Raw genomic sequence first — 21458 nt, forward strand, 5'->3', positions numbered from 1 at the left:
TCAGTGCACCTTGAAGTGATCGAAGGGTTCGAGGCAGGCCCTGCATTCGAACAGCGACTTGCACGACGTCGATCCGAAGCGCGAGACCTCGCGGGTGTCGAGCGATCCGCAGCGCGGGCAGCGCACGCTCAGCATCAGCCGGATCGGGCCGGTCGACACCGCGGCGCGACCCGAGGGCGGCGCGATGCCGTACGCGGCGAGCTTGGCCTTGCCGGCATCCGACATCCAGTCCGTGGTCCACGCGGGGGAGAGCACGAGGCGTACGTCGACCTCGTCGTAACCGGCGGCGGTGAGGGCGAGGATGACGTCGTCGCGGATCGTGTCCATCGCCGGGCACCCGCTGTACGTCGGGGTGATGTCGACCTGCACACGCGAGCCGTCGACCGCGACGGCCCGCAGCACGCCGAGATCCTCGATCGTGAGCACGGGCACCTCGGGATCGGGCACGGCCGCGGCGATGCGCCAGGCGTCCTGCGTCGGAGTCGTGTCGTGGGTGCGCATGGTGGTCACCACGTCGTGCCCGGATGCCGTCGCGCGAGCACCTGCATCTCGGCGAGGAGGTGGCCGAGCGGCGTGGCATGTGCGCCCCGACGTCCTCCCGCGGACGAGGCGGCGACCGCGGGCACCGACAGGTCGACCTCGGCGAAGACGGTGTCGACCACGCGGTCGAATCCGCCCCGCAGCAGCGACGGTCGCACGGCGGCGTCACCCAGACGCTCGATCAGTTCGTCGTCGCGGAACAGCTCGTCGACGTACGGCCAGACATCGGCGTTGGCGCGGATGATCCGGGCGCGCGACTCGTCGGTGCCGCCCGCCAGGCGCAGCATCCACTGCACGGCGTGATCGCGGTGGTAGTCGACCTCTTTGAGCGACTTCTCGGCGATCGCGGCGAACGTCTCGTCGCTGCTCGTCCGCAGGGCGGAGTAGAGCTCGAACATGTAGGTCGCGACCACGAACTGCCGCGCGATGGTCTGGGCGAAGTCGCCGTTCGGCTGCTGCACGATCCAGGCGCAACGGAACTCCGGCTCATCGCGGAAGAAGGCGAGGTCGTCTTCGCTGCGGCCGTCGAACGAGCCCGCGTAGTGCAGGAACGAGCGGGCGTGCCCGAGAAGGTCGAGGGCGATGTTGCCCAGCGCCACATCCTCCTCCAGCTCCGGGGCCCGAGAGATCCATTCGCCCAGCTGTTGAGAGAGGATCAGCGCGTCGTCGCCGAGGCGCAGCGCGTACTCGGCGATGTCTGCGGATGCGGCGACGGCGCCGATGCCGGAGAGCTCCTGCGAGAGGTGGAGCTCATCGACCGAGACGTCGCCGTGGATGTCGTGCGCGCTCACAGGTGCGGCACCCCCTCGGACGCCGTGTAATAGACGGCGTGACGGTAGTTCTTCCCCGCCGGGCTCTCGAAATACGCCCCCTTCGCATCCGGATCGCTCGTGGTGACGGCATCCGCCGGGACGACCCAGATCGAGACGCCCTCGCCGCGGCGGGTGTAGAGGTCGCGGGCGTTGCGGATCGCCATCTCGGCATCCGGCGCATGCAGGGAGCCCGTGTGCACGTGGCTCAGGCCACGGTTCGCACGCACGAACACCTCCCACAACGGCCAGGGCTCGTGCTCGTCAGCACCGGGGGTCGCCATCACGCCACCGCCTTCGTCTTCTGTGCCTGCTTGCGGGCGTACTCGGCGGCGGCCTCGCGCACCCAGGCGCCCTCTGCGTGGGCGGTGCGGCGACGCTCCAGTCGTTCGGCGTTGCAGGGACCGTTGCCCCGCAGCACCTCGAAGAACTCGTCCCAGTCGATCTCGCCGATCGCGTACTGACCGGTCTCCTCGTCGAAGCGCAGATCGGGGTCGGGCAGCGTGACGCCGAGGATCTCCGCCTGGGGCACGAGCATCCCGACGAAACGCTGGCGCAGGTCGTCATTCGAGAAGCGCTTGATCTTCCACTTCATCGACTGCGCGGAGTTCGGCGACTGCTCATCCGGCGGCCCGAACATCGCCAGGCTCGGCCAGTACCAGCGGTTCACGGCATCCTGCGCCATCTGCCGCTGCTCCTCGGAGCCCTGCATGAGGCTGAGCAGGATCTCGAACCCCTGGCGCTGGTGGAACGACTCCTCTTTGCACACCCGCACCATCGCGCGGCCGTACGGTCCGTAGGACGCGCGGCACAGCGGCACCTGGTTGACGATCGCGGCACCGTCGACGAGCCAGCCGATCGCCCCCATGTCGGCCCAGGTGGGGGTGGGGTAGTTGAAGATCGAGGAGTACTTGGCCTTGCCGGTGATGAGCTGGTCCATCATCTCGTCGCGCGTGATCCCGAGCGTCTGCGCAGCGGAGTAGAGGTAGAGCCCGTGGCCGGCCTCGTCCTGCACCTTCGCCATCAGGCTCGCCTTGCGCTTGAGGCTCGGAGCCCGCGTGATCCAGTTGCCCTCCGGCTGCATGCCGATGATCTCGGAGTGCGCGTGCTGGGAGATCTGCCGGATCAGCGTCTTGCGGTACGCCTCGGGCATCCAGTCGCGGGGCTCGATGCGCTGCTCGTTCGCGATGAGCTCGTCGAACAGGCGCTCGTCGTCGGAGATCTCGCTCGGGATGAGGCTGAGGTCTGCGGGGCTTGTCATCATCGACTCCTCGGTATCCGGTCTTTACTGACCGTTCGTTGGGTAATTCTGACATGACGATGCGCGACATGCAAGACGGGTCGGTCAGCGCGAGCGGGAGACCAGTTCGAGCAGCGCCCTGCCGTACGCCTCGGAGGGGTCGGGATGCTCGAACGTCAGCGTCTCGCCGGCGAGTTCGATCTCGACGAGGAAGGCGTCCGTGAGTCGAGCCAGGCGACGGAAGGTGCCGCGCAGAAGCTCACGGAGCTGATCTTCGCGAGGCAACCAGACGGCGTCCGCAAGGGTGACCGCGTCGAGGGCCCACTCGGTCGTGCCGTTGAACGCCAGATCGATGCCGCTGGGGGTCTGACGTGCTTCGATGGTCATCCCGCTCACCGTGAAGACGTCGGCCTCAGCCTCGAGCTCGATCTCTTCCGGCAGGTCGAGCTGGAACCGATCGCCGTCGGCCGGATGCCACACGAGGCCCGCATCACGCAGGGCGACGGCGAGTTCTCGGGTGATCACCCCTCCACGGTAGACGACGGGATGCAGGTGTCGGGCGGGTGGCCATGCCGGTGGGGTGGGGCATGTCGGTGGGGTGGGGCAGAGTGGTGTCATGGTCTCCTCCGCTCCGTCCGATGCCCATGAGGCCGATATCCGTGAGGCCGCGCTCGCCGCGTTGCGCGAACTCGTCGGGCGCCCCGATGCCGATTTCCACGACGGGCAGTACGAGGCGATCGAAGCGCTGGTCGCCGATCGGCGCCGAGCGCTCGTCGTGCAACGCACCGGATGGGGCAAGTCGGCGGTGTACTTCGTCGCCACCCTGCTGCTGAGGCGGCAGGGCGCGGGACCGACCGTGCTGGTCTCGCCGTTGCTCGCGCTCATGCGCGACCAGATCTCCGCGGCCGAACGCGCCGGCGTGCGTGCGGTGGCGATCAACTCCACGAACGCTCACGAGTGGAGCGATGTGCTGGCACGCCTCGACCGCGATGAGGTCGACGTGCTGCTCGTCTCTCCCGAGCGTCTGAACAATCCATCCTTCCGTGAGGAGCAGCTGCCGGCGCTCGTGGGCCGCATCGGCATGCTGGTCGTCGACGAGGCGCACTGCATCAGCGACTGGGGGCACGACTTCCGCCCCGACTACCGGCGACTGCGCGACCTCATCGCCCAGATGCCGGCCGATGTGCCGGTGCTCGCGACCACGGCCACCGCGAACAGTCGGGTCGTGGCCGACGTCGCGGAACAGCTCGGCAGCCTGCACGGTTCCGACCGTCCGCAAGCCGGTGGTGCGGGAGCGGCGGATGTGCTCACGATCCGTGGCCCGTTGGCCCGCACCTCGCTGCGTCTCGGTGTGCTGCGGCTGCGCGACTCGGCGAGCAGGCTCGCCTGGCTGCTCAGCCACATCGATGATCTGCCGGGCTCGGGCATCATCTACACACTCACCGTCGCGGCCGCCGTCGACACCGCCCGGCTGTTGCGTGAGCACGGTCACGATGTGCGTGCGTACACGGGCCAGACCGACACCGACGAGCGTGCCGAGTCGGAGGGGATGCTGAAACGCAACGAGGTCAAGGCGCTCGTCGCGACCAGCGCCCTGGGTATGGGGTTCGACAAGCCCGATCTCGGGTTCGTGCTGCATCTGGGAGCACCGTCGTCTCCGGTCGCGTACTACCAGCAGGTCGGCCGCGCGGGCCGTGCCAGCGAGAGCGCCGACGTGCTGCTGCTCCCCGGCGTGGAGGACCGCGACATCTGGCACTACTTCGCGACCGCGTCGATGCCTGATCGGGAGCGTGCCGAGCGGGTGATCTCGGCACTCGGCGACGCACCGATCTCCACGCCGGCACTCGAGGCGATGGTCGACATCCGCCGCACCCCGCTCGAGCTGCTGCTGAAGGTGCTCGATGTCGACGGCGCCGTGCGTCGGGTGCAGGGCGGTTGGGTCGCGACCGGCGAGCCCTGGGTCTACGACGCCGAGCGGTACGAGCGCATCGCGGCCGAGCGCGTCGCCGAGCAGCAGCACATGCTCGACTACGAGCAGACCGAGGGCTGCCGGATGGAGTTCCTGCAGCGCTCCCTCGACGACGAGACCGCGGCGCCGTGTGGTCGATGCGACAACTGCGCCGGCGGTTGGTTCCCCCGGGAGATCGGCGCGGCCGCGACGACCCAGGCGTCGGAGTCGCTCGACCGGGTCGGTGTGCCGATCGAGCCGCGTCGCGCCTGGCCGACCGGCGCCGATCGGCTCGAGGTGCCGGTGCGGGGCCGCATCGCGCCGGATGAGCAGGCGGGGGAGGGCAGAGCGCTCGCCCGCCTCACAGACCTCGGGTGGGGAGGTGCGCTGCGGGAGATCTTCGCCGCCGGCGCCCCGGACGCCCCGGTGTCGCCGCAGCTGCTCGCCGCCTGCGTGCGCGTGCTCGCGGGGTGGACGTGGGATCAGCGTCCCGTTGCGGTGATCGCGATGCCGTCGCGGTCACATCCGCAGCTCGTCGACTCCCTCGCCCGCGGACTCGCCGAGGTCGGGCGTCTGCCCTACCTCGGCGCGCTCGCCTCCGTAGGCGGCGGCCCGAGCGGTCAGCCGGGCGGCAACAGTGTCTTCCGACTCGCCGGCCTGTGGGATCGGCTGAGCGCCGAGCACCTCGACGTCCCGGCTGGACCTGTACTGCTCATCGATGACCTGGTCGACAGCCGCTGGACCATGACCATCGCCGCCCGCACGCTCCGACGCGCCGGAGCAAGCGAGGTGCTGCCGTTCACGCTCGCTCTGCGCGGCTGACGCCGGCCGCGGCGGCCAGGGTCGCGGCGAGATCTGCGGGGCGGCTCCACATCGGCCAGTGCCCTGTCGGCAGGTCGATGAGTTCGAGGTCGCGGAGGGCGGCGACTTCCGCCATCATCGGGTGCCCTGACTGAGCCATCTGCATCACCACGGCGGAGGGATAGGAGCAGGCGATGATCGTCGTGGGGACGTCACGGCGTGCGTCGTTCTGCAATCGGACCGGGGTGCGCATCACGGGCGCGGGCATCGGCACAGCACGCTGGCGGAAACGTTCGAGTGCGCGCTCGCTCAGCCCTTCGAGACTTGCGTCGAGCTGCGCGAACGGCGGGAGTGCGACCTCGTGCACCTCGAGGGCCAGCGACGCGTCGAAAGCGGAGCCGTCGGAGGTCGGACCGCTGTCGACGTAGACGACGCGGTCGACCAGCGTGGGGTCCTGATCGAGCAGCACGGAGGCGGCGAAGCCCGCGCCGCTGTGGACGACGAGGATGACGGTCGACGCGTCGGCACGAGCGGTGGTCACCGCTGCCCGGAGCGAGTCCGCCTGGTCGGCCGGCGTGCGTTCGGTGCGCTGGATGTCGTCAAGATCGAGACCGGACAGGGTCACCGGGAAGGCCAGGTGGCCGCGATCGCTGAGGTGGGATGCGACGTCGTCCCATGCCCATGCGCCGAGCCAGTGGCCGGGGGCGAGAACGAAGGCGGTGTCGGTCGGTGTGTTCTTCTTCATACGTCCACCCTCCGTCAGACCCGGGGCAACGGCATGTCACTATTCTCGTCACTAATATGAAGAGATGATCCGGACCGCGCGTCTCCACGCTCTGACCGAGTCGCTGCGCCGGGCGGGGACCCGCGGCCGCACGGCGCAGCAGCTTGCCGATGAGTTCGAGGTGACGGTCCGCACGATCAAGCGCGACATCTCCGCGCTCGAGGCGAGCGGTCTCCCGGTGTGGGGGCGCACCGGACCCGGTGGGGGCTATGGGCTGACGGAGAGGCATCGTCTGCCGCCCGTGAATCTGACCGCCGGACAAGCCCTCGCTCTCAACGCCGCCGTCGCCACCGCTGCGCACGCTCCGTTCTCCGACGCGGCGCGCGCATCGATCCGCAAGGTGCTCGACGTGCTCGACCCTGTCACCCGCCGAAGAGCCGCCGAGCTCTCGGATCGCGTCTGGGTCGACGTCGGCCCCTCGGCCGAACGACGCGTGATGACAGCGCTCGAGCACGCCATCGTCGAGCAGCTCACCGTGAACATCTCCTACATCGACGCCGAGGACCGGGCCACACGACGCGAGGTCGAGCCGATGATCTTCGCCTTCACCGCCGGTCAGTGGTACCTCATCGCCTGGTGCAGACTTCGTGCGGGCATCCGTTGGTTCGCCCTGACCAGGATCCATCGCGCGACCGTCACCCGTCGACTGTGCACGGGCCATCAGATCGCAGAGATCGGCGAACCGCCGGCATCCGCACGCTCCGTGCACCACGCGTGACCGGTCGGGCGCGCCCGAGCGGGAGGAAAAGGACCGAGCCTCAGCGCAGGTCGTATACGCGCTTGTACTTGCCCTCGCTGCGGGGCAGGCTTCCCGGTTCCTCCAGATGTACGTCGACGGTCGTGCCGATGTGCACCTTGATGCGCTGCTGCAACACCGCGGCCGCCGCCTCGCACACTTCCCGTTCGAGCTGCGGATGCCGTTCGATTCGCACGGTCAGGGAGTCCATCCGGCCTTCGCGCCGCAGCTCCAGCACGAAGTGCGGTGTGAGCGTCTCGATGCCCATCACGAGTTCCTCGATCTGCGTCGGGAACAGGTTCACGCCGCGCAGGATGATCATGTCGTCGTTGCGCCCCGTGATCTTCTCGATCCGCCGCGCGGCCGGGAACGTCGTACCGGGGAGCAGACGGGTGAGGTCGCGCGTGCGGTAGCGGATCACCGGGAACGCCTCCTTCGTGAGCGAGGTGAAGACGAGTTCCCCGAGCTCGCCGTCGGCCACCGGATCGCCCGATTCGGCATCGATCGTCTCGGGGAGGAAGTGGTCCTCCCAGACGTGCGGGCCGTCCTTGGTGAGCACGCTCTCGCTCGCCACCCCCGGTCCCATCACCTCGCTGAGCCCGTAGATGTCGACCGCGTCGAGGTTCATCCTCCGCTCGATCTCGCGGCGCATCTCGTTCGTCCAGGGCTCCGCCCCGAGCACGGCGATGCGCAGCGAGGTCGTGCGGGGGTCGATACCCGCCTCCTCCAGCGCATCGGCGATCGTGAGCAGGTAGCTCGGGGTGCACAGGATCGCGTCCGGCTCGAAGTCGCGGATCATCTGCACCTGGCGCGCTGTCTGTCCGCCCGACATCGGGATCACGGTCGCGCCGAGCCGCTCGATCCCCGCGTGCGCACCCAGGCCGCCCGTGAACAGGCCGTATCCGTAGGCGTTGTGCACGCGCATCCCTGGACGGATGCCGGCGGCATGGAGCGAGCGAGCCACCAGATCGGCCCAGCGCTCGAGGTCACCCTGCGTGTAGGCGACGACGGTCGGACGTCCGGTCGTTCCCGACGAAGCGTGTACCCGCCGCACATCGGCCATCGGCACCGCGACCATGCCGAACGGGTACGTCTCGCGCAGATCGGCCTTGGTCGTGAACGGCAGCAGGCGGATGTCGTCGAGCGTGCGGATGTCGTCGGGCGTGACGCCGTGCTCCGTGAAGCGGCGACGGTAGTGCGGCACGTTCTCGTACGCGTGGCGCACGGTCCACTGCAGGCGGTGCAGCTGCAGCTCTGCGAGTTCCGTCCGCGAATGCAGCACGGAATCGCCGGTGCCGGTCGGCAGTTCGATCGTCGTCATCGTGACTCCTTCATCACCTTCCCCGGCCCGCAGCGGTGCGGGCACAGGGTGCTTCATCGTCATCTCATCAATCCCTCACGAGCCTCGGTTCGCGGCGTGCGTACGTGCCTGTGCCCGATGCGCACGATGGCCCGATTTCGAGGCCCGTGACCTGTACGCGTCGCGGGAGCCGCTCTTAGGCTCCGGATAACCGGACAGAGCAGTCCGCGCAATGAGGAGGATGCTGTGACCACGACAACGACCACCGCCACGACGACGACGATCCTGGAAGCCGTCGGCGTGCCCGAGAGCGTGGGCCGCGCGATCCCGGATGCCGCCACGAGAGAGACCATCGGCTACGCGCCGGTGCATACGGTCGCCGATCTGAACGACGCGGTCGCGGCCGCTCGTGCGGCGCAGCCGACCTGGGCCGCGCTCGGTCACGCAGAGCGCAGCCGCATCCTGAACGCGATCGCGGACGACATCGAGGCGCACAGCGAGGAGCTTGCGGTGCTGCTCTCGCGGGAGCAGGGCAAGCCGCTGAACGGCCCCAACGCCCGCTTCGAGGTGGGCGCCTGCGCGCTGTGGACCCGCACGGCCGCCGACACCCCGATCGAGCCGGAGGTCGTGTTCGAGGCCGGAGAGTCCCGCGCCGAGGTGCATTACGAGCCGCTGGGCGTGGTCGGTGCGATCGGTCCGTGGAACTGGCCCATGATGATCACGGTCTGGCAGATCGCCCCGTCGCTGCGGATGGGCAACACCGTCGTGGTGAAGCCCAGCGAGTACACCCCGCTGTCGGTGCTCGCGCTGGCCGAGATCTACAACCGGCACCTGCCCGAGGGTGTGCTCACCGTGATCTCCGGAGACCGCGAGGTCGGTGCGGCCATCGCAGCGCATCCCGATCTCGACAAGATCATGTTCACCGGGTCGACGGCCACCGGTCGCCGCATCGTCGAGGCCTCGGCGGGGAGCCTCGCGCGCCTCACGCTCGAACTCGGCGGCAACGACGCGGGGATCATCCTGCCCGGCACCGACATCGAGGCGATCGCCGAGAACCTGTTCTGGGGCATCTTCATCAACACCGGGCAGACCTGCGCGGCACTCAAGCGCCTCTACGTGCACGATTCGCAGTATGACCAGGTCGTCGACACGCTGGCCAACCTGGCGAGGACCATGCCGCTCGGCAACGGCCTCTACGAGGGCAACGTGCTCGGACCGCTGCAGAACGAGAAGCAGTTCGACATCGTCACAGGTCTCGTCGACGACGCCAGAGCCAACGGGGCGCGGATCGTTGCCGGAGGGGCCGCCGCCCCCGAGCACGGTCCGCTGTTCTATCAGACCACCGTCGTCGCCGACATCTCCGACGGGGCGCGCCTGGTCGACGAGGAGCAGTTCGGCCCGGTCATCCCGGTCATCCGCTATTCCGATGTCGATGATGCCGTGCGCCGCGCCAACGATTCGACGCAGGGCTTGGGCGCATCGGTGTGGTCGCAGGATGTCGAGGCCGCGACCGAGATCGCCCGGCGCGTGCAGGCCGGCACCGTGTGGATCAACCAGCACGGGGCGATCAACCCGCACGTGCCGTTCGGCGGCATCAAGGCGTCGGGCTACGGACAGGAGTTCGGAGTCGCAGGGCTGAAGGCGGTGTCGGCGCCCAAGGTCATCCAGCGCTGAGGGTCGGAGGCGCGAGAGGGCGGAGGGATCACTCCCTCTGCCCTCTCGCTGTACCCGCGCGATCCGCACCGGGTCACTCCGCCGGGCGTCGGTCCGTGGTGAGCGAGCGGCCGCGCACCTCGGCGACCACGTCGCCGGTGTCGTCCGTGACGGTGATGTCGTAGACCCCGGCGCGGCCGACGACCGTGCGGCGGCGGGCATGCGCGGTCAGCCGCTGTCCGGCGGTCGTCGACTTCACGAACACGATGTCGGCGCCGGCCGCGACCGTGACCCGCTCATCCTCGTTGCAGGCGATCGCGAAGGCCGTGTCGGCGAGTGTGAACACGAAGCCGCCGTGCGTGATGGCGTGGCCGTTGACCATGTCGTCCCGCACCAGCATCGACACCACGGCGTCGCCGGGCTCGTCCTTCTCGACGGTCATCCCGAGCAGCATCGAAGCGCGGTCGCGCTGCATCATCGGACGCATGGTCACGCGGCCGCGCCGGTCGTCGAGGAGGCGTCCGCGGAGGCGAGTTCCTTGGCGACCAGCGTCAGCACGTCATACTCGGCCACGACCTCATCGCGCTCGTTGCGGATCACCGCGTCCCAGCGCACCTCGCCGTATTCGTCGGTCTCGCGCGGGGTGATCTGCTTCGCCGTCAGCGCCACGCGGATGCGGTCTCCCGGCGACACCGGCGTGATGAAGCGCAGGTTCTCGAGCCCGGAGTTGGCGAGCACGGGTCCGGGGGCCGGGTCGACGAAGAGTCCGGCGGCCCAGGACACGAGCAGGTAGCCGTGCGCGACCCTGCCGGGGAAGAACGGGTTCGCGGCCGCCGCAGTCTCGTCCATGTGGGCGTAGAACGTGTCGCCGGTGAAGTGCGCGAAGGTCTCGATGTCGGCGAGGGTGACCTCGCGCTCGGCGGAGTCGACACGGTCGCCGATGCGCAGTTCTGCCAGCGACTTACGGAACGGGTGCGTGCCCGTGGCATCGGCATCCGCACCGGCGTGCCACACCCCGGTGATCGCGGTCAGCATGCGGGGAGAGCCCTGTACGGCGGTGCGCTGCATGTAGTGCAGCACGGCCCGGATACCGCCGAGCTCCTCGCCGCCGCCCGCGCGGCCGGGGCCTCCATGCACCAAGTGCGGCACCGGGGCTCCGTGACCGGTGGAGCTGCGCGCATCGTCGCGGTCGAGGAACAGCACGCGGCCGTTGAACGCACCGATGCGGGTGATCAGCTCGGCTGCCGTCTGCGGATCGTGCGTCGCGACACTGGTCACGAGTGACCCTCCGCCGCGTCCGACCAGCTCGGCCGCTTCGGCGAGCGCGGAGTAGGTGATCACGCTCGTGACCGGTCCGAACGCCTCGATCTCATGCGCGGCATCCGGGGCGGCGCCGTCGAAGCCGATCACGATCGGCGACAGGAAGGCACCGTCTTCTGCGGCGCCCACGGTGCCGTCTGCCCGCGTGACATCCGGGCGCTCGGTCGAGCCGATCAGCAGCGTGCCACCGGCATCCTGGAGCACGCCGACCTGGTGCAGCACCTCGTCGCGCTGGGCGACCGACACCAGCGGTCCCAGCGTGACACCCTCGGCGCGCGGGTCGCCGATCACGACGCGCGCAGTGATGCTCGCCTGCAGCGCCGCGACCACATCGTCGCGGGAGCCCGCAGGTACGATCGCCCGGCGGATCGCGGTGCACTTCTGGCCGGCCTTGGTCGTGAGCTCGACCATCAGCTGGCGCACGTAGGCGTCGAACTCGGGGGTGCCGGCGACGGCATCCGGTGCGAGCACCGAGGCGTTGATCGAGTCCGTTTCGCTCGTGAACCGCACGGCCGGGTCGACCTGGGCGCGCAGCTTGGCGGCGGTCGTCGCGCTGCCGGTGAAGCCGACGGTGTCGCCGAGCATGAGCCGACCGAGCAGGTCGTGCACCCCGCCGCTGAGCAGCTGCAGAGAACCGGCGGGCAGCAGCCCGGAGTCGACCAGGATGCGCACCCACGCCTCCGCCACGTAGGCGGTGGGGGTGGCGGGCTTGACGATCGACGGCACGCCCGCGAGGAAGGCGGGGGCGAACTTCTCCAGCGCTCCCCACATCGGGAAGTTGAACGCGTTGATCTGCAGCGCGGCGCCGGGCAGGCGCGTGTAGATGTGGCGGCCGAGGAACGAGCCGTCCTTTGAGAGCGGCTCGATGGCGCCGTCGAGGTACACCTGGGAGTTCGGCATCTCCCGTCGGCCCTTGGAGGAGTACGTGAACAGCACGCCGATGCCGCCGTCGATGTCGTTGAGCGAGTCGCGCCTGGTCGATCCGGAGCGCGCCGACAGCTCGTAGAGCTCTTCCTTGCGCGCCGTGAGCTCGATCGCGAACTGCTTGAGCAGCACGGCACGCTGGTGGAAGGTCAACGCGCCGAGGCTCTGCTGCCCGACCGTCCGGGCGTGCTGGAGCACAGCCTCGACGTCGAGTCCGCGGGTGCTCACGGTGGACACGGTCTCGCCGGTCGACGCGTCGCGCACGAGGGCAGCATCAGAGTCCGTCTCGGGCGCCCACCAGGCGTCGCCGACATAGCTGGGCAGGATCGCAGCGGTCATCTCTCGTCACTCCAGTCGTAGAATCCTCGGCCGCTCTTGCGGCCCAGCTGTCCGTCTTCCACCATCCGACGCAGCAGCGCGGGCGGCGCGAAGCGCTCGCCGAAGGCGCGCTCCAGCTCTTCCGCGATGCCGAGCCGCACGTCGAGCCCGACGACGTCGGTCGTTCGCAACGGGCCGGTGGGATGTCGGTACCCGAGCTCCATGGCCGCGTCGATGTCGGCGGCCGAGGCCACTCCCTCTTCCAGCATCCGGATGGCCTCGAGCGCGAGCATCACACCGAGGCGGCTGGACGCGAAGCCGGGGGTGTCGCGCACGACGACCGCGGTCTTGCCGAGCTCGGCGACCCAATCGCGCAGTGTGTCGACGAGGGAGGACAGCGTCTGTGCGCCGATCACGACCTCGATCAGCGTCGACGAGGGCACCGGGTTGAAGAAGTGCATCCCGAGAAAGCGCTCGGGGGCGGAGAGATCCCCGGCGAGCTCGGAGATCGAGATCGAGGAGGTGTTCGTGGCGAGCATCGCGTCTCCCGCGATGACGGCCTCGATGCGAGACAGCGCCTCCGCCTTGAGTGCCCGGTCCTCGGGCACGGCCTCGACGACCAGGCCCGCCTGGGCGAAGTCGCCCACCGAGGTTCCGACCGTCAACGCAGAGGTGAGATCGTCGAGCGAGAGCGCGACGCCGCCGCGGGAGACAGACTGCTTCAGGCTCGTCTCGATGCGCCCGCGTGCAGCCTCTGCCGAATCCTCATCGCGCTCGACGACGTGCACGTGGGTACCCGAGAGCAGGAATGCGTGGGCGATCCCCGCGCCCATGCGACCTCCGCCGAGCACTCCGACGTTGCGTGGAAGGGTCATCGGCTCTTCTTCCTCTCCAGGAACGCGGTCATCCGCTCGTGCTTGTCCTGGCTGTCGAACAGCTCAGCCTGCACGTCTCCCACAATGCCGAGATGCTCGTCAGGAGGCGTGAGCAGCAGTCGCTTGGTGAGCTCCGTGGCGCGGGCTCCGTTCGCCGCGATGCGGTCGGCCAGAGCGTGCGCGGCGGCGAGCAGATCGTCGGGGTCGTGGAGCGAGGAGATCAGCCCCCAGGCGTGGGCTTCGTCGCCGTCGAGCACGCGCCCGGTGAGCAGCATTTCGCTCGCGCGGGCGTGGCCGACGATCTCGGGCAGACGCCAGGTCGCGCCGGCCGCGGCGATGATGCCCAGCCCGGTCTCCGGATTGCCGAAGCGCACGCGGTCAGTGCCGATTCGGATGTCGGCGGCATACGCGAGCTCCGCGCCTCCGCCCAGGGCGTAGCCGTCGACCGCGGCGATCACGGGCATCGGCAGCCGGCGGATGCGGTCGAACACGGTCGCGTTGATGCTCTTGCGGGCATCGGCCGCGGTGCGGTCGCGCAGCTGACCGATGTCGGCACCCGACGCGAACACGCCCCCGGCTCCGGTGAGGATCAGGATGCGCGGCGCGGCTTCGAGGCGGTCGCACAGCGCGTGCAGTTCGTCGACCATCGCCTGGTCGATCGCATTGCGCACCTCGGGGCGGTCGAGCGTCGCGACGACGCGGTCGGCGCCCTCCTCGAGGCGCACGGCCCGCTTCTGGAGTTCCACGGTCTCAGCCATCGAGCCGCTCGACGATCATCGCCGTGCCCTGACCGACGCCGACGCACATGGTGGCGAGGCCGTAGCGGACGTTCTCCCTGGCCAGGCGTCCGAGCAGCGTGACGATCAGGCGTGATCCGCTCGAACCGAGAGGATGACCGAGCGCGATCGCCCCGCCGTCGACGTTCACGATCGCGGGATCGAGCCCGAGACGGCGGATGCTGGCGAGCGACTGCGAGGCGAACGCCTCATTGAGCTCGACCGCGCCGATGTCGCCGATCGTCAGTCCGCTCTTGGCGAGGGCCTTCTCGGACGCGGGGACCGGCCCGAGTCCCATGATCTCGGGGGCGAGGGCCGCAGTCGCCGCAGAGACGATCCGGGCCAGCGGGCGCAGACCATGGCGCTCGACGGCCTCGGCGCTGGCGACGACGACCGCCGAGGCGCCGTCGTTGAGCGAGCTGGAGTTGCCCGCGGTCACCACTTGGCCGCCGGCGACGACGGGACGCAGACCTGCGAGCGCGTCGAGCGAGGTCTCGCGCCGTGGGCCCTCGTCGGTGTCGACGGCGCCACGCGCGGTCCCCACCGCCACGATCTCCTGCGCGAAACGTCCCGCATCGATCGCCGCGAGTGCGCGCCGGTGGCTCTGCAGGGCGAAGGCGTCGGCATCCTCGCGGGTGATGCCGTCGAGGCGGGCGACCTCCTCTGCGGTCTCGGGCATCGAGAGGGTGGCCTTGTCGCGGGCGGCCAGGCGCGGGTTCACGAAGCGCCAGCCGATCGAGGTGTCGAACGCGTCGCCGGGCTTGGCCCATGCGCGTTCCGGCTTCGCCTGCACCCAGGGAGCCCTGGTCATCGACTCGACACCGCCGGCGACGAGCAGATCGGCGTCGCCAGCGCGCACGGCGTTGGCGGCCAGAGCGATCGCCGACATCCCGGAGGCGCAGAGGCGGTTCACCGTGAGCCCAGGCACCGTGTCGGGGAGGCCGGCGAGCAGCACGGCCATGCGGGCGACGTTTCGGTTGTCCTCGCCGGCCTGGTTGGCGGCGCCGAGGATCACCTCGTCGACCGCGTCAACGGGAATGCCGGCGCGGGCGACGGCATCGGCCACCACGAGGGCGGCGAGGTCGTCCGGACGAACTCCAGCGAGGACGCCGCCGTATCGCCCCACCGGGGTACGCGTGGCGGCGACGAGATATGCCTCGGACATCGTCATCCTCTCGTCCGCCCACAGTGGCGGATATTTGCAGACCGATCGTTCAGGAATGATCGCAGATCGCGCCGCGCTTGGCAACCCGACGCGGCGCGCGCGGCCGATGCCAGACTGGGGGCATGGCTGCACACGATCACCCGCCCACGCCCGCGCGGCGCGGACGACCGGGGTACGACCGCGATCAGGTGCTCGCGGTCGCCGTCACGGTGTTCAACGAGCAGGGCTACGACGCGACATCGATCGCCGACCTCGCCGCGAAGCTCGGGCTGACCAAGTCCGCGCTGTATCACCACTTCGAATCCAAGTCGGCGATCCTCGCCCTCGCGCTCGATGATGCGCTCGACGCGCTCGAGGCCGTGGTCGACGAGGCCGAGGCCGCGCACACCGAGGCGTCGGAACGCCTCCGATCGATCGTGCGCGGAGCGGTGCGGGTGCTGACGGCCAAGCTCCCGTCCGTCACTCTGCTCTTGCGGGTGCGCGGCAACAGTGACGTCGAGCTGGCCGCACTCGCCCGACGTCGTGTGTTCGATCAGCGCGTGACCGCGATCGTGCGCGAGGCGCAGCGCGAGGGACTCATCCGTGACGACATCTCGGCCGCGGTCGCCACCAGGTTGCTGTTCGGAATGATCAACTCGGTCGTCGAGTGGTACCGCCCCGGCGGCGCGGTGGACCCGGCGGAACTCGGCGAGGACATTTTGCGCGTCACGCTCGACGGGCTGCAGTCGCGCTGACCGTCGTCGCGTCGCCCACGTCCTGACCTCCGGAATCGGGGCGTATGCTGTGCGTCACGCGATGAGGCGAGGAGGACGCATGCACGACCGGACGAGTTCAGCCCTGGCCGATCGCGTCGTCATCGACACCGGCGCCGTCGCCTCGCCCGAGCGGTTCGAGATGTGGACGGATGCCGTCAATCGCAGCTTCGTTCCGCTGCGCGCCTGGTCGGCCGACCCCGAGGCCAGGGCTGTGTTCGACGGCCGTCTGATCGCCCAGACGCTCGGACCGATGTCGGTCAGCAGCGTCGCAGGGTCCGCCGTGCGCGTGAGCAGGACCCGCTCTGAGATCGCCCGCGATGATCCGGGTCACATCAAGCTCGGCGTGCAGCTGCGCGGCCACAGCACGATCATCCAGGACGGCCGTGATGCGGTGCTCGCGCCCGGGGACTTCGCGCTCTACGACACCACGCGCCCCTACTCGCTCGACTTCGACTCCTCGTTCCGCATGCTCGTGGTGATGTTCCCGATCGAGGCGCTGCGCATCGACCGCGGCCGGCTGCGTGGGCTGACCGCCTCACGCTTCTCCGGGCAGAGCGGCTCCGGCGCGATCGCCTCCGCGCTCCTCCGTGCGTTCGACGGAGCACTCGAGGACGGTACCCTGCAGAACCGGCTGCCGCTCTCGGACGCGGTGTTCGACATGGTCGCTGCCGCGCTGGGCGAGCGTCTCGACAGCGAGGGTGGCGTGGGCGAGGAGGCGCGTCGGCGTTCGCTGCTCGCCCGGGTCGAGCTGTACATCGCAGACCACCTCGGAGACGCCGAGCTCAGCGTCTCGGCGATCGCTGCCGCCCATCACGTCTCGGTGCGGTACCTGCAGAAGCTCTTCGAGGAGAACCGCGACACCGTCAGCGGGTGGATCCGCGGACGTCGTCTGGATGCCGCACGGCGCGACCTCGGCAATCTCACCCAGAACGAGCAGCAGATCTCCGCGATCGGCGCGCGCTGGGGATTCACCGACCCCGCATCGTTCGCCCGTGCGTTCCGGCAGCAGTTCGGCGTCTCGCCCAGCGAGTTCCGTACCCATTCCACGTCTGAGCGCTGACCGACGGCATCCGTGCACGTGCGGCACATCGCCGTGCGCGCCGGATCGCATCTGCTTGCCTCCCCGCGCGGGATGCTGGCCTCGTCAGCGGGCGAATCCGACGCCTGCCGTTCGAGGAGGAACGAGATGACTGAGCTCACACAGGTCGCCGACTACGTGGTCGTCGGCGCAGGTTCGGCCGGCAGCGCGATCGCGCGTCGGTTGGTCGACGCGGGCCGCACGGTCCACGTGATCGAGGCGGGTGCGCCGGATGTCGACCCGAACATCCACTCGCCGCAGGGCTGGCCCGCGCTGCTGATGTCGGACGACGACTGGGCGGTGATGACCACGCCGCAGCAGCATCTGGGCGGGCGCTCCCTGTACTGGCCGCGCGGCAAGACGTTGGGCGGATCGAGCTCGCTCAACGGCATGATCTACATGCGTGGCGATCGCACTGACTACGACGGCTGGGTCGCGGCGGGTGCCGAAGGCTGGTCGTGGGATGAGGTGCAGCCGTACTTCCGCAAGTCGGAGGATCATGCCGACGGCGCCGACGATCATCACGGCGCCGGCGGGCCCCTGCACGTCGAGCGCATCCCGGAGGACCATCGCAACCCGGTCGCCGCCGCGTTCGTCGAGGCCGCGGTCGCGAGCGGCATCCCCGCCACCGACGACTTCAACCGCGACACCCTGGACGGCGCGGGGTTCAACCACACCACCACCAAAGACGGCAAGCGTGCCTCGGCCTGGCAGGCGTTCGTGGCTCCGATCCTCGGTGATCCGGCTCTCGCCGTCACCACCGGTGCGCTCGTGCATCGCGTGCTCGTCGAGGACGGCGTGGCCGTCGGGGTCGAGTACTCGGTCGACGGTGTCGTGCACATCGCGCGGGCGAACGCCGAGATCGTGCTGAGTGCGGGGGCGATCGGCTCGCCAGCGGTGCTGCTGCGCTCCGGCATCGGACCGCGGGCTCATCTCGACGAGCACGGCATCGCGGTCGTCGCCGATCTGCCGGGAGTGGGGGAGAACCTGCACGACCACCTGCTGGTGAGCGTCATGTACGAGTCGAACCATCCGGTGCCGGCCGGACGCTGGAACCTGTTGGAGAGCCAGCTCTATGCGCGCTCCTCGCAGGTCGAGGGGTCGGCGCCCGACCTGCAGCCGCTGTTCATCCACGTGCCGTACCCGACAGACGGCGGTGCCGCTCCCGCGCAGGGGTACACGATCGCGGCGGGCATCGTGCGTCCGTACTCGCGGGGCACGATCCGTCTGGCCTCGCCCGATGCCGCGGTGCCGCCGCTGACCGATCCGAACGTGTTCGCCGATGAGCGCGACCTCGAGGCCATGGTCGATGCGATCGAGCTGGTGCGCGGCATCGGCGCGCAGGAGGCGCTCGCGCCGTTCCGAAAGGCGGAGTTCGCGCCCGGCCCTGATGTGACCACGCGCGACCAGCTGCGCGACTTCGCGCGACGGACCGTCGGCACATACCACCACCAGGTCGGCACGTGCCGGATGGGGGTGGATGAACGGGCCGTGGTCGACCCACAGCTGCGAGTGCGAGAGGTGCGCGGACTCCGCGTCGCCGATGCGTCGGTGATGCCGTTCGTGCCGAGTGCCAACACCAATGCGCCGTCGATCATGATCGGCGAGCGGGCGGCGGACCTCCTGCTCGCCGCGGTATGACGCAGGCGGTCTGATCATGGCGGTCTGATCATGGCCGTCTGATCTGGGCCGTCTGGTATGGGCGGTCTGATCGCGATGCGACCCGCGCCCGTCGGGGACGATTCAGTCCTCGGCGGGCGCCACGCGTGGCGGCCAGGCCGTCGCGCCGAGCTCGCGGGAGATGTTGCGCGCCGTCTCGCGCAGCGCGTTGAGCACGGCGTCGGATGCCGGTGCCTGCGAGGTCGGCATCACCACGGCCACCGCGGCGACGATCTCATTCGACGCATCGCACACGGGGGCGGCGATCGACGATTCGCCGAGCACGGCTTCATCGATCTCGCCCGCGCTGCCGCGTTCGGCGATCGCCGGCAGCTCGAGTGTGATGCGGGCGATGTCGGTGATGGTGTCGCCGGTCAGGCTGCGCAGCGGCTGCTCGAAGACCGTCTTCTGAAAGCCCACGTCGTACGCCAGCAGCACCTTGCCCATCGCCGAGGCGTGGGCGGGGATCGCGACGCCGGTCTCGAGCATCTGCTGACTGTCGTCCGGTCGCAGATCGTGGTGGATCACGAGCACCTCGTGGAAGTGCGGGGCGCCCAGACGTACCGGAAGATTCGTGCGTCTGGCGAGCTCCTGCGTCCAGCGCATGGCCCTGGCGCGCACATCGAGCGTGTCGAGATAGACGTTGCTGAGGCGCAGCAGTGTGGGGCCGAGCATGTAGCGCTGTCCGCCGCGCTCCTTGGCGACGAGCCCGTGCGAGCGCAGAGACTTGACGATGCCGTGCACGGTCGACGGCGGGAGGCTCAGTGCGGCGGCGAGGTCGGTGATGCCGAGATGGCGAGCGCCCTGCAGCAGTTCGAGCACCTTCGCGGCACGGTCGATGGCCTGGATCACGCGGCCGTCCTCTCTTCCGGATCGTCGTCGAACCGGACGTCGCAGTCGGGCTCAGATAGATCTTGACAAGCCGACTGGCTCCGAGCATATTCGACATTAACGAATTGCTTTCCGATTTTCGCGAAAGAGATCAAAGGAGATCGCACGATGAAGAAGCTCATCAACGCACCGGAAGACGTGCTGGTCGAGTCGCTGAAAGGCGTCGCTCTCGCCCACCCCGAACTCTCGGTGGACCTCGAGACCCACGTGATCACCCGCGCCGATGCCAAGGCGCAGGGCAAGGTCGCCGTGGTCTCCGGCGGCGGGTCCGGCCACGAGCCGCTGCACGGCGGCTTCGTCGGCCCCGGCATGCTCGACGCGGCCGTCGCCGGTGAGGTGTTCACCTCACCCACGCCCGACCGCGTGCAGGCCGCCACCAAGGCCGTCGACCGCGGCGCCGGAGTGCTGCACATCGTGAAGAACTACACCGGCGACGTGCTGAACTTCGAGATGGCCGCGGAACTCGCCGCGATGGAGGGCATCGAGGTCGGCACCGTCGTGGTCGACGACGACGTCGCCGTGCAGGACTCGCTCTACACCGCGGGACGACGCGGCGTGGGTCTCACCGTGCTCCTGGAGAAGATCGTCGGCGCCGCCGCGGAGGAGGGCCAGGATCTGGCCTCCGTCGTCGCGCTGGCGCAGCGGGTGAACGGTCAGGGGCGCTCGATGGGCATGGCGCTCACGAGCTGCACGGTTCCCGCCGCGGGAAAGCCCACGTTCGACCTGCCTGAGGACCAGATGGAGATCGGCATCGGCATCCACGGTGAGCCGGGGCGCCACCGCGAACCGCTCGCTCCGGCATCCGAGATCGCCCGTCAGCTCGTGGAGCCGATCCTCGGCGACCTCGACTTCGCCGGACCCGCGATCGTGATGGTCAACGGCATGGGCGCCACTCCTCAGATCGAGCTGTACCTGATGTACGCCGAGGTCGCGGCACTGCTCGAGGAGGCCGGGGTGCAGATCGTGCGCAACCTGGTCGGCAACTACATCACCTCGCTCGACATGGCCGGATGCTCCGTCACGGTGCTGAAGGTCGACGATGAGCTGCTGCGCCTGTGGGATGCCCCCGTGAACACCCCCGGCCTGCGCTGGGGTGCCTGACCCATCCCGACCCGTCCCCCCGGCCCCGTCCCCACCCTCTGCTCCGGTCGCGATATGACAGCCAAAACACCGTATGACGCTGTCATATCGCGACCGGAACCGACTTCCGCGCGACACGAAGGACTGACTGCATGACTGACACCATCGCAACCGACACGCTCGTCGACTGGATCACCCGGTTCCGGGATGCCGTCGCCGACAAGCGCGACTGGTTGACCGAGCTCGACTCGGCCATCGGCGACGCGGACCACGGCTCCAACATGACGCGCGGCATGGCGGCGGTGGTCGACAAGCTCGATGCGGGCGCGCCGGCGACCGCCGACGAACTCCTCAAGAGCGTGGGCATGACCCTCGTGAGCTCGGTCGGCGGCGCGAGCGGACCGCTCTACGGCACGCTGTTCCTGCGCATGGGGATGACGGCCGGTGCGGTGAGCGAGCTCGACGCCGCAGCACTCGCCGCGGCGTTGCGCGCCGGGCTCGACGGCATCGTCGCGCGGGGCAAGGCCGAAGCAGGTGACAAGACCATGTTCGACGCGATGAATCCCGCCGTGGACGCCTTCGACGCGGCGATCGCCGGGGGAGCGGACATCTCGTCAGCAGCACGGGCCGCCGCCGACGCCGCCGCGGCCGGGCGGGACGCGACGCTGCCGCTCGTGGCGCGCAAGGGCAGGGCGAGCTACCTCGGAGAGCGCAGCGCCGGTCACCTCGATCCGGGAGCCGCATCGACCGCGATCCTGTTCGACACGCTCGCCGCAGCGATCGCCGGCAGCTCCTGATGATCGGTA

The 21458-nt window shown here is 69.6% G+C and carries 21 protein-coding genes; 8 read left to right on the top strand and 13 right to left on the bottom strand.

Annotation, left to right across the window (positions count from 1 at the left end; translation table 11 throughout):
- From paaJ to P0Y60_06770, 5 genes are all read right to left on the bottom strand, one after another.
- Positions 1-501, bottom strand: coding sequence for a phenylacetate-CoA oxygenase subunit PaaJ (gene paaJ, locus P0Y60_06750; GenBank protein ID WEK62437.1), 501 nt, complete (start codon positions 499-501; stop codon positions 1-3).
- A gap of 5 nt (positions 502-506) precedes the next feature.
- A complete protein-coding gene (paaC, locus tag P0Y60_06755) occupies positions 507-1331 on the bottom strand; it encodes a phenylacetate-CoA oxygenase subunit PaaC (protein WEK62438.1) in 825 nt (274 codons plus the stop codon).
- Positions 1328-1633, bottom strand: coding sequence for a 1,2-phenylacetyl-CoA epoxidase subunit B (paaB, locus tag P0Y60_06760; protein WEK62867.1), 306 nt, complete (start codon positions 1631-1633; stop codon positions 1328-1330). Before paaB ends, paaC begins: the two co-directional genes overlap by 4 nt.
- Positions 1633-2610: a 1,2-phenylacetyl-CoA epoxidase subunit A gene (paaA, locus tag P0Y60_06765; GenBank protein ID WEK62439.1), complete on the bottom strand. Its 978-nt coding sequence runs from the start codon at positions 2608-2610 to the stop codon at positions 1633-1635. The genes paaB and paaA overlap by 1 nt, the downstream gene beginning before the upstream one ends.
- 84 nt (positions 2611-2694) lie before the next feature.
- Positions 2695-3114 (bottom strand): pilus assembly protein CpaE, encoded by a 420-nt coding sequence (locus P0Y60_06770; protein ID WEK62440.1) that lies wholly within the window; start codon positions 3112-3114, stop codon positions 2695-2697.
- A gap of 91 nt (positions 3115-3205) precedes the next feature.
- Between P0Y60_06770 and P0Y60_06775 the strand changes: the two genes are divergently transcribed.
- A complete protein-coding gene (locus tag P0Y60_06775; protein WEK62441.1) occupies positions 3206-5359 on the top strand; it encodes a DEAD/DEAH box helicase in 2154 nt (717 codons plus the stop codon).
- On the opposite strand, the gene P0Y60_06780 is transcribed toward P0Y60_06775, so the two are convergent.
- A complete protein-coding gene (locus P0Y60_06780; protein ID WEK62442.1) occupies positions 5337-6083 on the bottom strand; it encodes an alpha/beta hydrolase in 747 nt (248 codons plus the stop codon). The two genes, P0Y60_06775 and P0Y60_06780, sit on opposite strands and share 23 nt — an antisense overlap.
- Before the next feature lie 64 nt (positions 6084-6147).
- Here P0Y60_06780 and P0Y60_06785 point away from each other — a divergent pair, with 64 nt between their 5' ends.
- Positions 6148-6840: a WYL domain-containing protein gene (locus tag P0Y60_06785; protein WEK62443.1), complete on the top strand. Its 693-nt coding sequence runs from the start codon at positions 6148-6150 to the stop codon at positions 6838-6840.
- A gap of 40 nt (positions 6841-6880) precedes the next feature.
- Here P0Y60_06785 and paaF read toward each other — a convergent pair whose 3' ends face one another.
- Positions 6881-8179 (bottom strand): phenylacetate--CoA ligase, encoded by a 1299-nt coding sequence (paaF, locus tag P0Y60_06790; GenBank protein ID WEK62444.1) that lies wholly within the window; start codon positions 8177-8179, stop codon positions 6881-6883.
- Between the two features lie 279 nt (positions 8180-8458).
- On the opposite strand from paaF, the gene P0Y60_06795 reads away from it, so the two are divergent.
- Positions 8459-9832 (top strand): aldehyde dehydrogenase family protein, encoded by a 1374-nt coding sequence (locus P0Y60_06795; GenBank protein ID WEK62868.1) that lies wholly within the window; start codon positions 8459-8461, stop codon positions 9830-9832.
- A 73-nt stretch (positions 9833-9905) separates the two neighbouring features.
- Here P0Y60_06795 and paaI read toward each other — a convergent pair whose 3' ends face one another.
- Genes paaI through P0Y60_06820 form a run of 5 tightly spaced genes read right to left on the bottom strand, consistent with a single transcriptional unit; the run spans position 9906 to position 15189 of the window.
- The gene (gene paaI, locus P0Y60_06800; protein WEK62445.1) at positions 9906-10289 is read right to left on the bottom strand and encodes a hydroxyphenylacetyl-CoA thioesterase PaaI; all 384 of its coding nucleotides are present in this window, start codon (positions 10287-10289) and stop codon (positions 9906-9908) included.
- 11 nt (positions 10290-10300) lie between these two features.
- The gene (paaZ, locus tag P0Y60_06805; GenBank protein WEK62446.1) at positions 10301-12394 is read right to left on the bottom strand and encodes a phenylacetic acid degradation bifunctional protein PaaZ; all 2094 of its coding nucleotides are present in this window, start codon (positions 12392-12394) and stop codon (positions 10301-10303) included.
- Positions 12391-13248 carry a 3-hydroxyacyl-CoA dehydrogenase family protein gene (locus P0Y60_06810; GenBank protein ID WEK62447.1) on the bottom strand — a complete coding sequence of 286 codons (858 nt, stop codon included), beginning with the start codon at positions 13246-13248 and terminating at the stop codon, positions 12391-12393. Before P0Y60_06810 ends, paaZ begins: the two co-directional genes overlap by 4 nt.
- Positions 13245-14006, bottom strand: a complete 762-nt coding sequence (locus P0Y60_06815) for an enoyl-CoA hydratase/isomerase family protein (GenBank protein ID WEK62448.1) — start codon at positions 14004-14006, stop codon at positions 13245-13247. The genes P0Y60_06810 and P0Y60_06815 overlap by 4 nt, the downstream gene beginning before the upstream one ends.
- The gene (locus P0Y60_06820; protein WEK62449.1) at positions 13999-15189 is read right to left on the bottom strand and encodes an acetyl-CoA C-acyltransferase; all 1191 of its coding nucleotides are present in this window, start codon (positions 15187-15189) and stop codon (positions 13999-14001) included. Before P0Y60_06820 ends, P0Y60_06815 begins: the two co-directional genes overlap by 8 nt.
- A 122-nt stretch (positions 15190-15311) precedes the next feature.
- On the opposite strand from P0Y60_06820, the gene P0Y60_06825 reads away from it, so the two are divergent.
- From P0Y60_06825 to P0Y60_06835, 3 genes are all read left to right on the top strand, one after another.
- Entirely contained in the window at positions 15312-15923 is a 612-nt protein-coding gene (locus tag P0Y60_06825) for a TetR/AcrR family transcriptional regulator (protein ID WEK62450.1), read from the top strand.
- 79 nt (positions 15924-16002) lie between these two features.
- Complete coding sequence (locus tag P0Y60_06830; GenBank protein WEK62451.1) at positions 16003-17004, top strand: helix-turn-helix domain-containing protein; 1002 nt, start codon at positions 16003-16005, stop codon at positions 17002-17004.
- A 126-nt stretch (positions 17005-17130) separates the two neighbouring features.
- Positions 17131-18663 carry a GMC family oxidoreductase N-terminal domain-containing protein gene (locus P0Y60_06835; protein ID WEK62452.1) on the top strand — a complete coding sequence of 511 codons (1533 nt, stop codon included), beginning with the start codon at positions 17131-17133 and terminating at the stop codon, positions 18661-18663.
- Positions 18664-18765: 102 nt separating this feature from the next.
- On the opposite strand, the gene P0Y60_06840 is transcribed toward P0Y60_06835, so the two are convergent.
- The gene (locus tag P0Y60_06840) at positions 18766-19533 is read right to left on the bottom strand and encodes an IclR family transcriptional regulator (GenBank protein WEK62453.1); all 768 of its coding nucleotides are present in this window, start codon (positions 19531-19533) and stop codon (positions 18766-18768) included.
- Between the two features lie 147 nt (positions 19534-19680).
- On the opposite strand from P0Y60_06840, the gene dhaK reads away from it, so the two are divergent.
- On the top strand, positions 19681-20673 hold the full coding sequence (dhaK, locus tag P0Y60_06845) for a dihydroxyacetone kinase subunit DhaK (protein WEK62454.1): 993 nt from the start codon (positions 19681-19683) through the stop codon (positions 20671-20673).
- Between the two features lie 131 nt (positions 20674-20804).
- Complete coding sequence (gene dhaL / locus P0Y60_06850) at positions 20805-21449, top strand: dihydroxyacetone kinase subunit DhaL (GenBank protein WEK62455.1); 645 nt, start codon at positions 20805-20807, stop codon at positions 21447-21449.
- Positions 21450-21458: the final 9 nt, after the last annotated feature.

It is taken from the genome of Candidatus Microbacterium colombiense (assembly GCA_029203165.1).
GTDB classification, from domain to species: Bacteria; Actinomycetota; Actinomycetes; order Actinomycetales; family Microbacteriaceae; genus Microbacterium; species Microbacterium colombiense.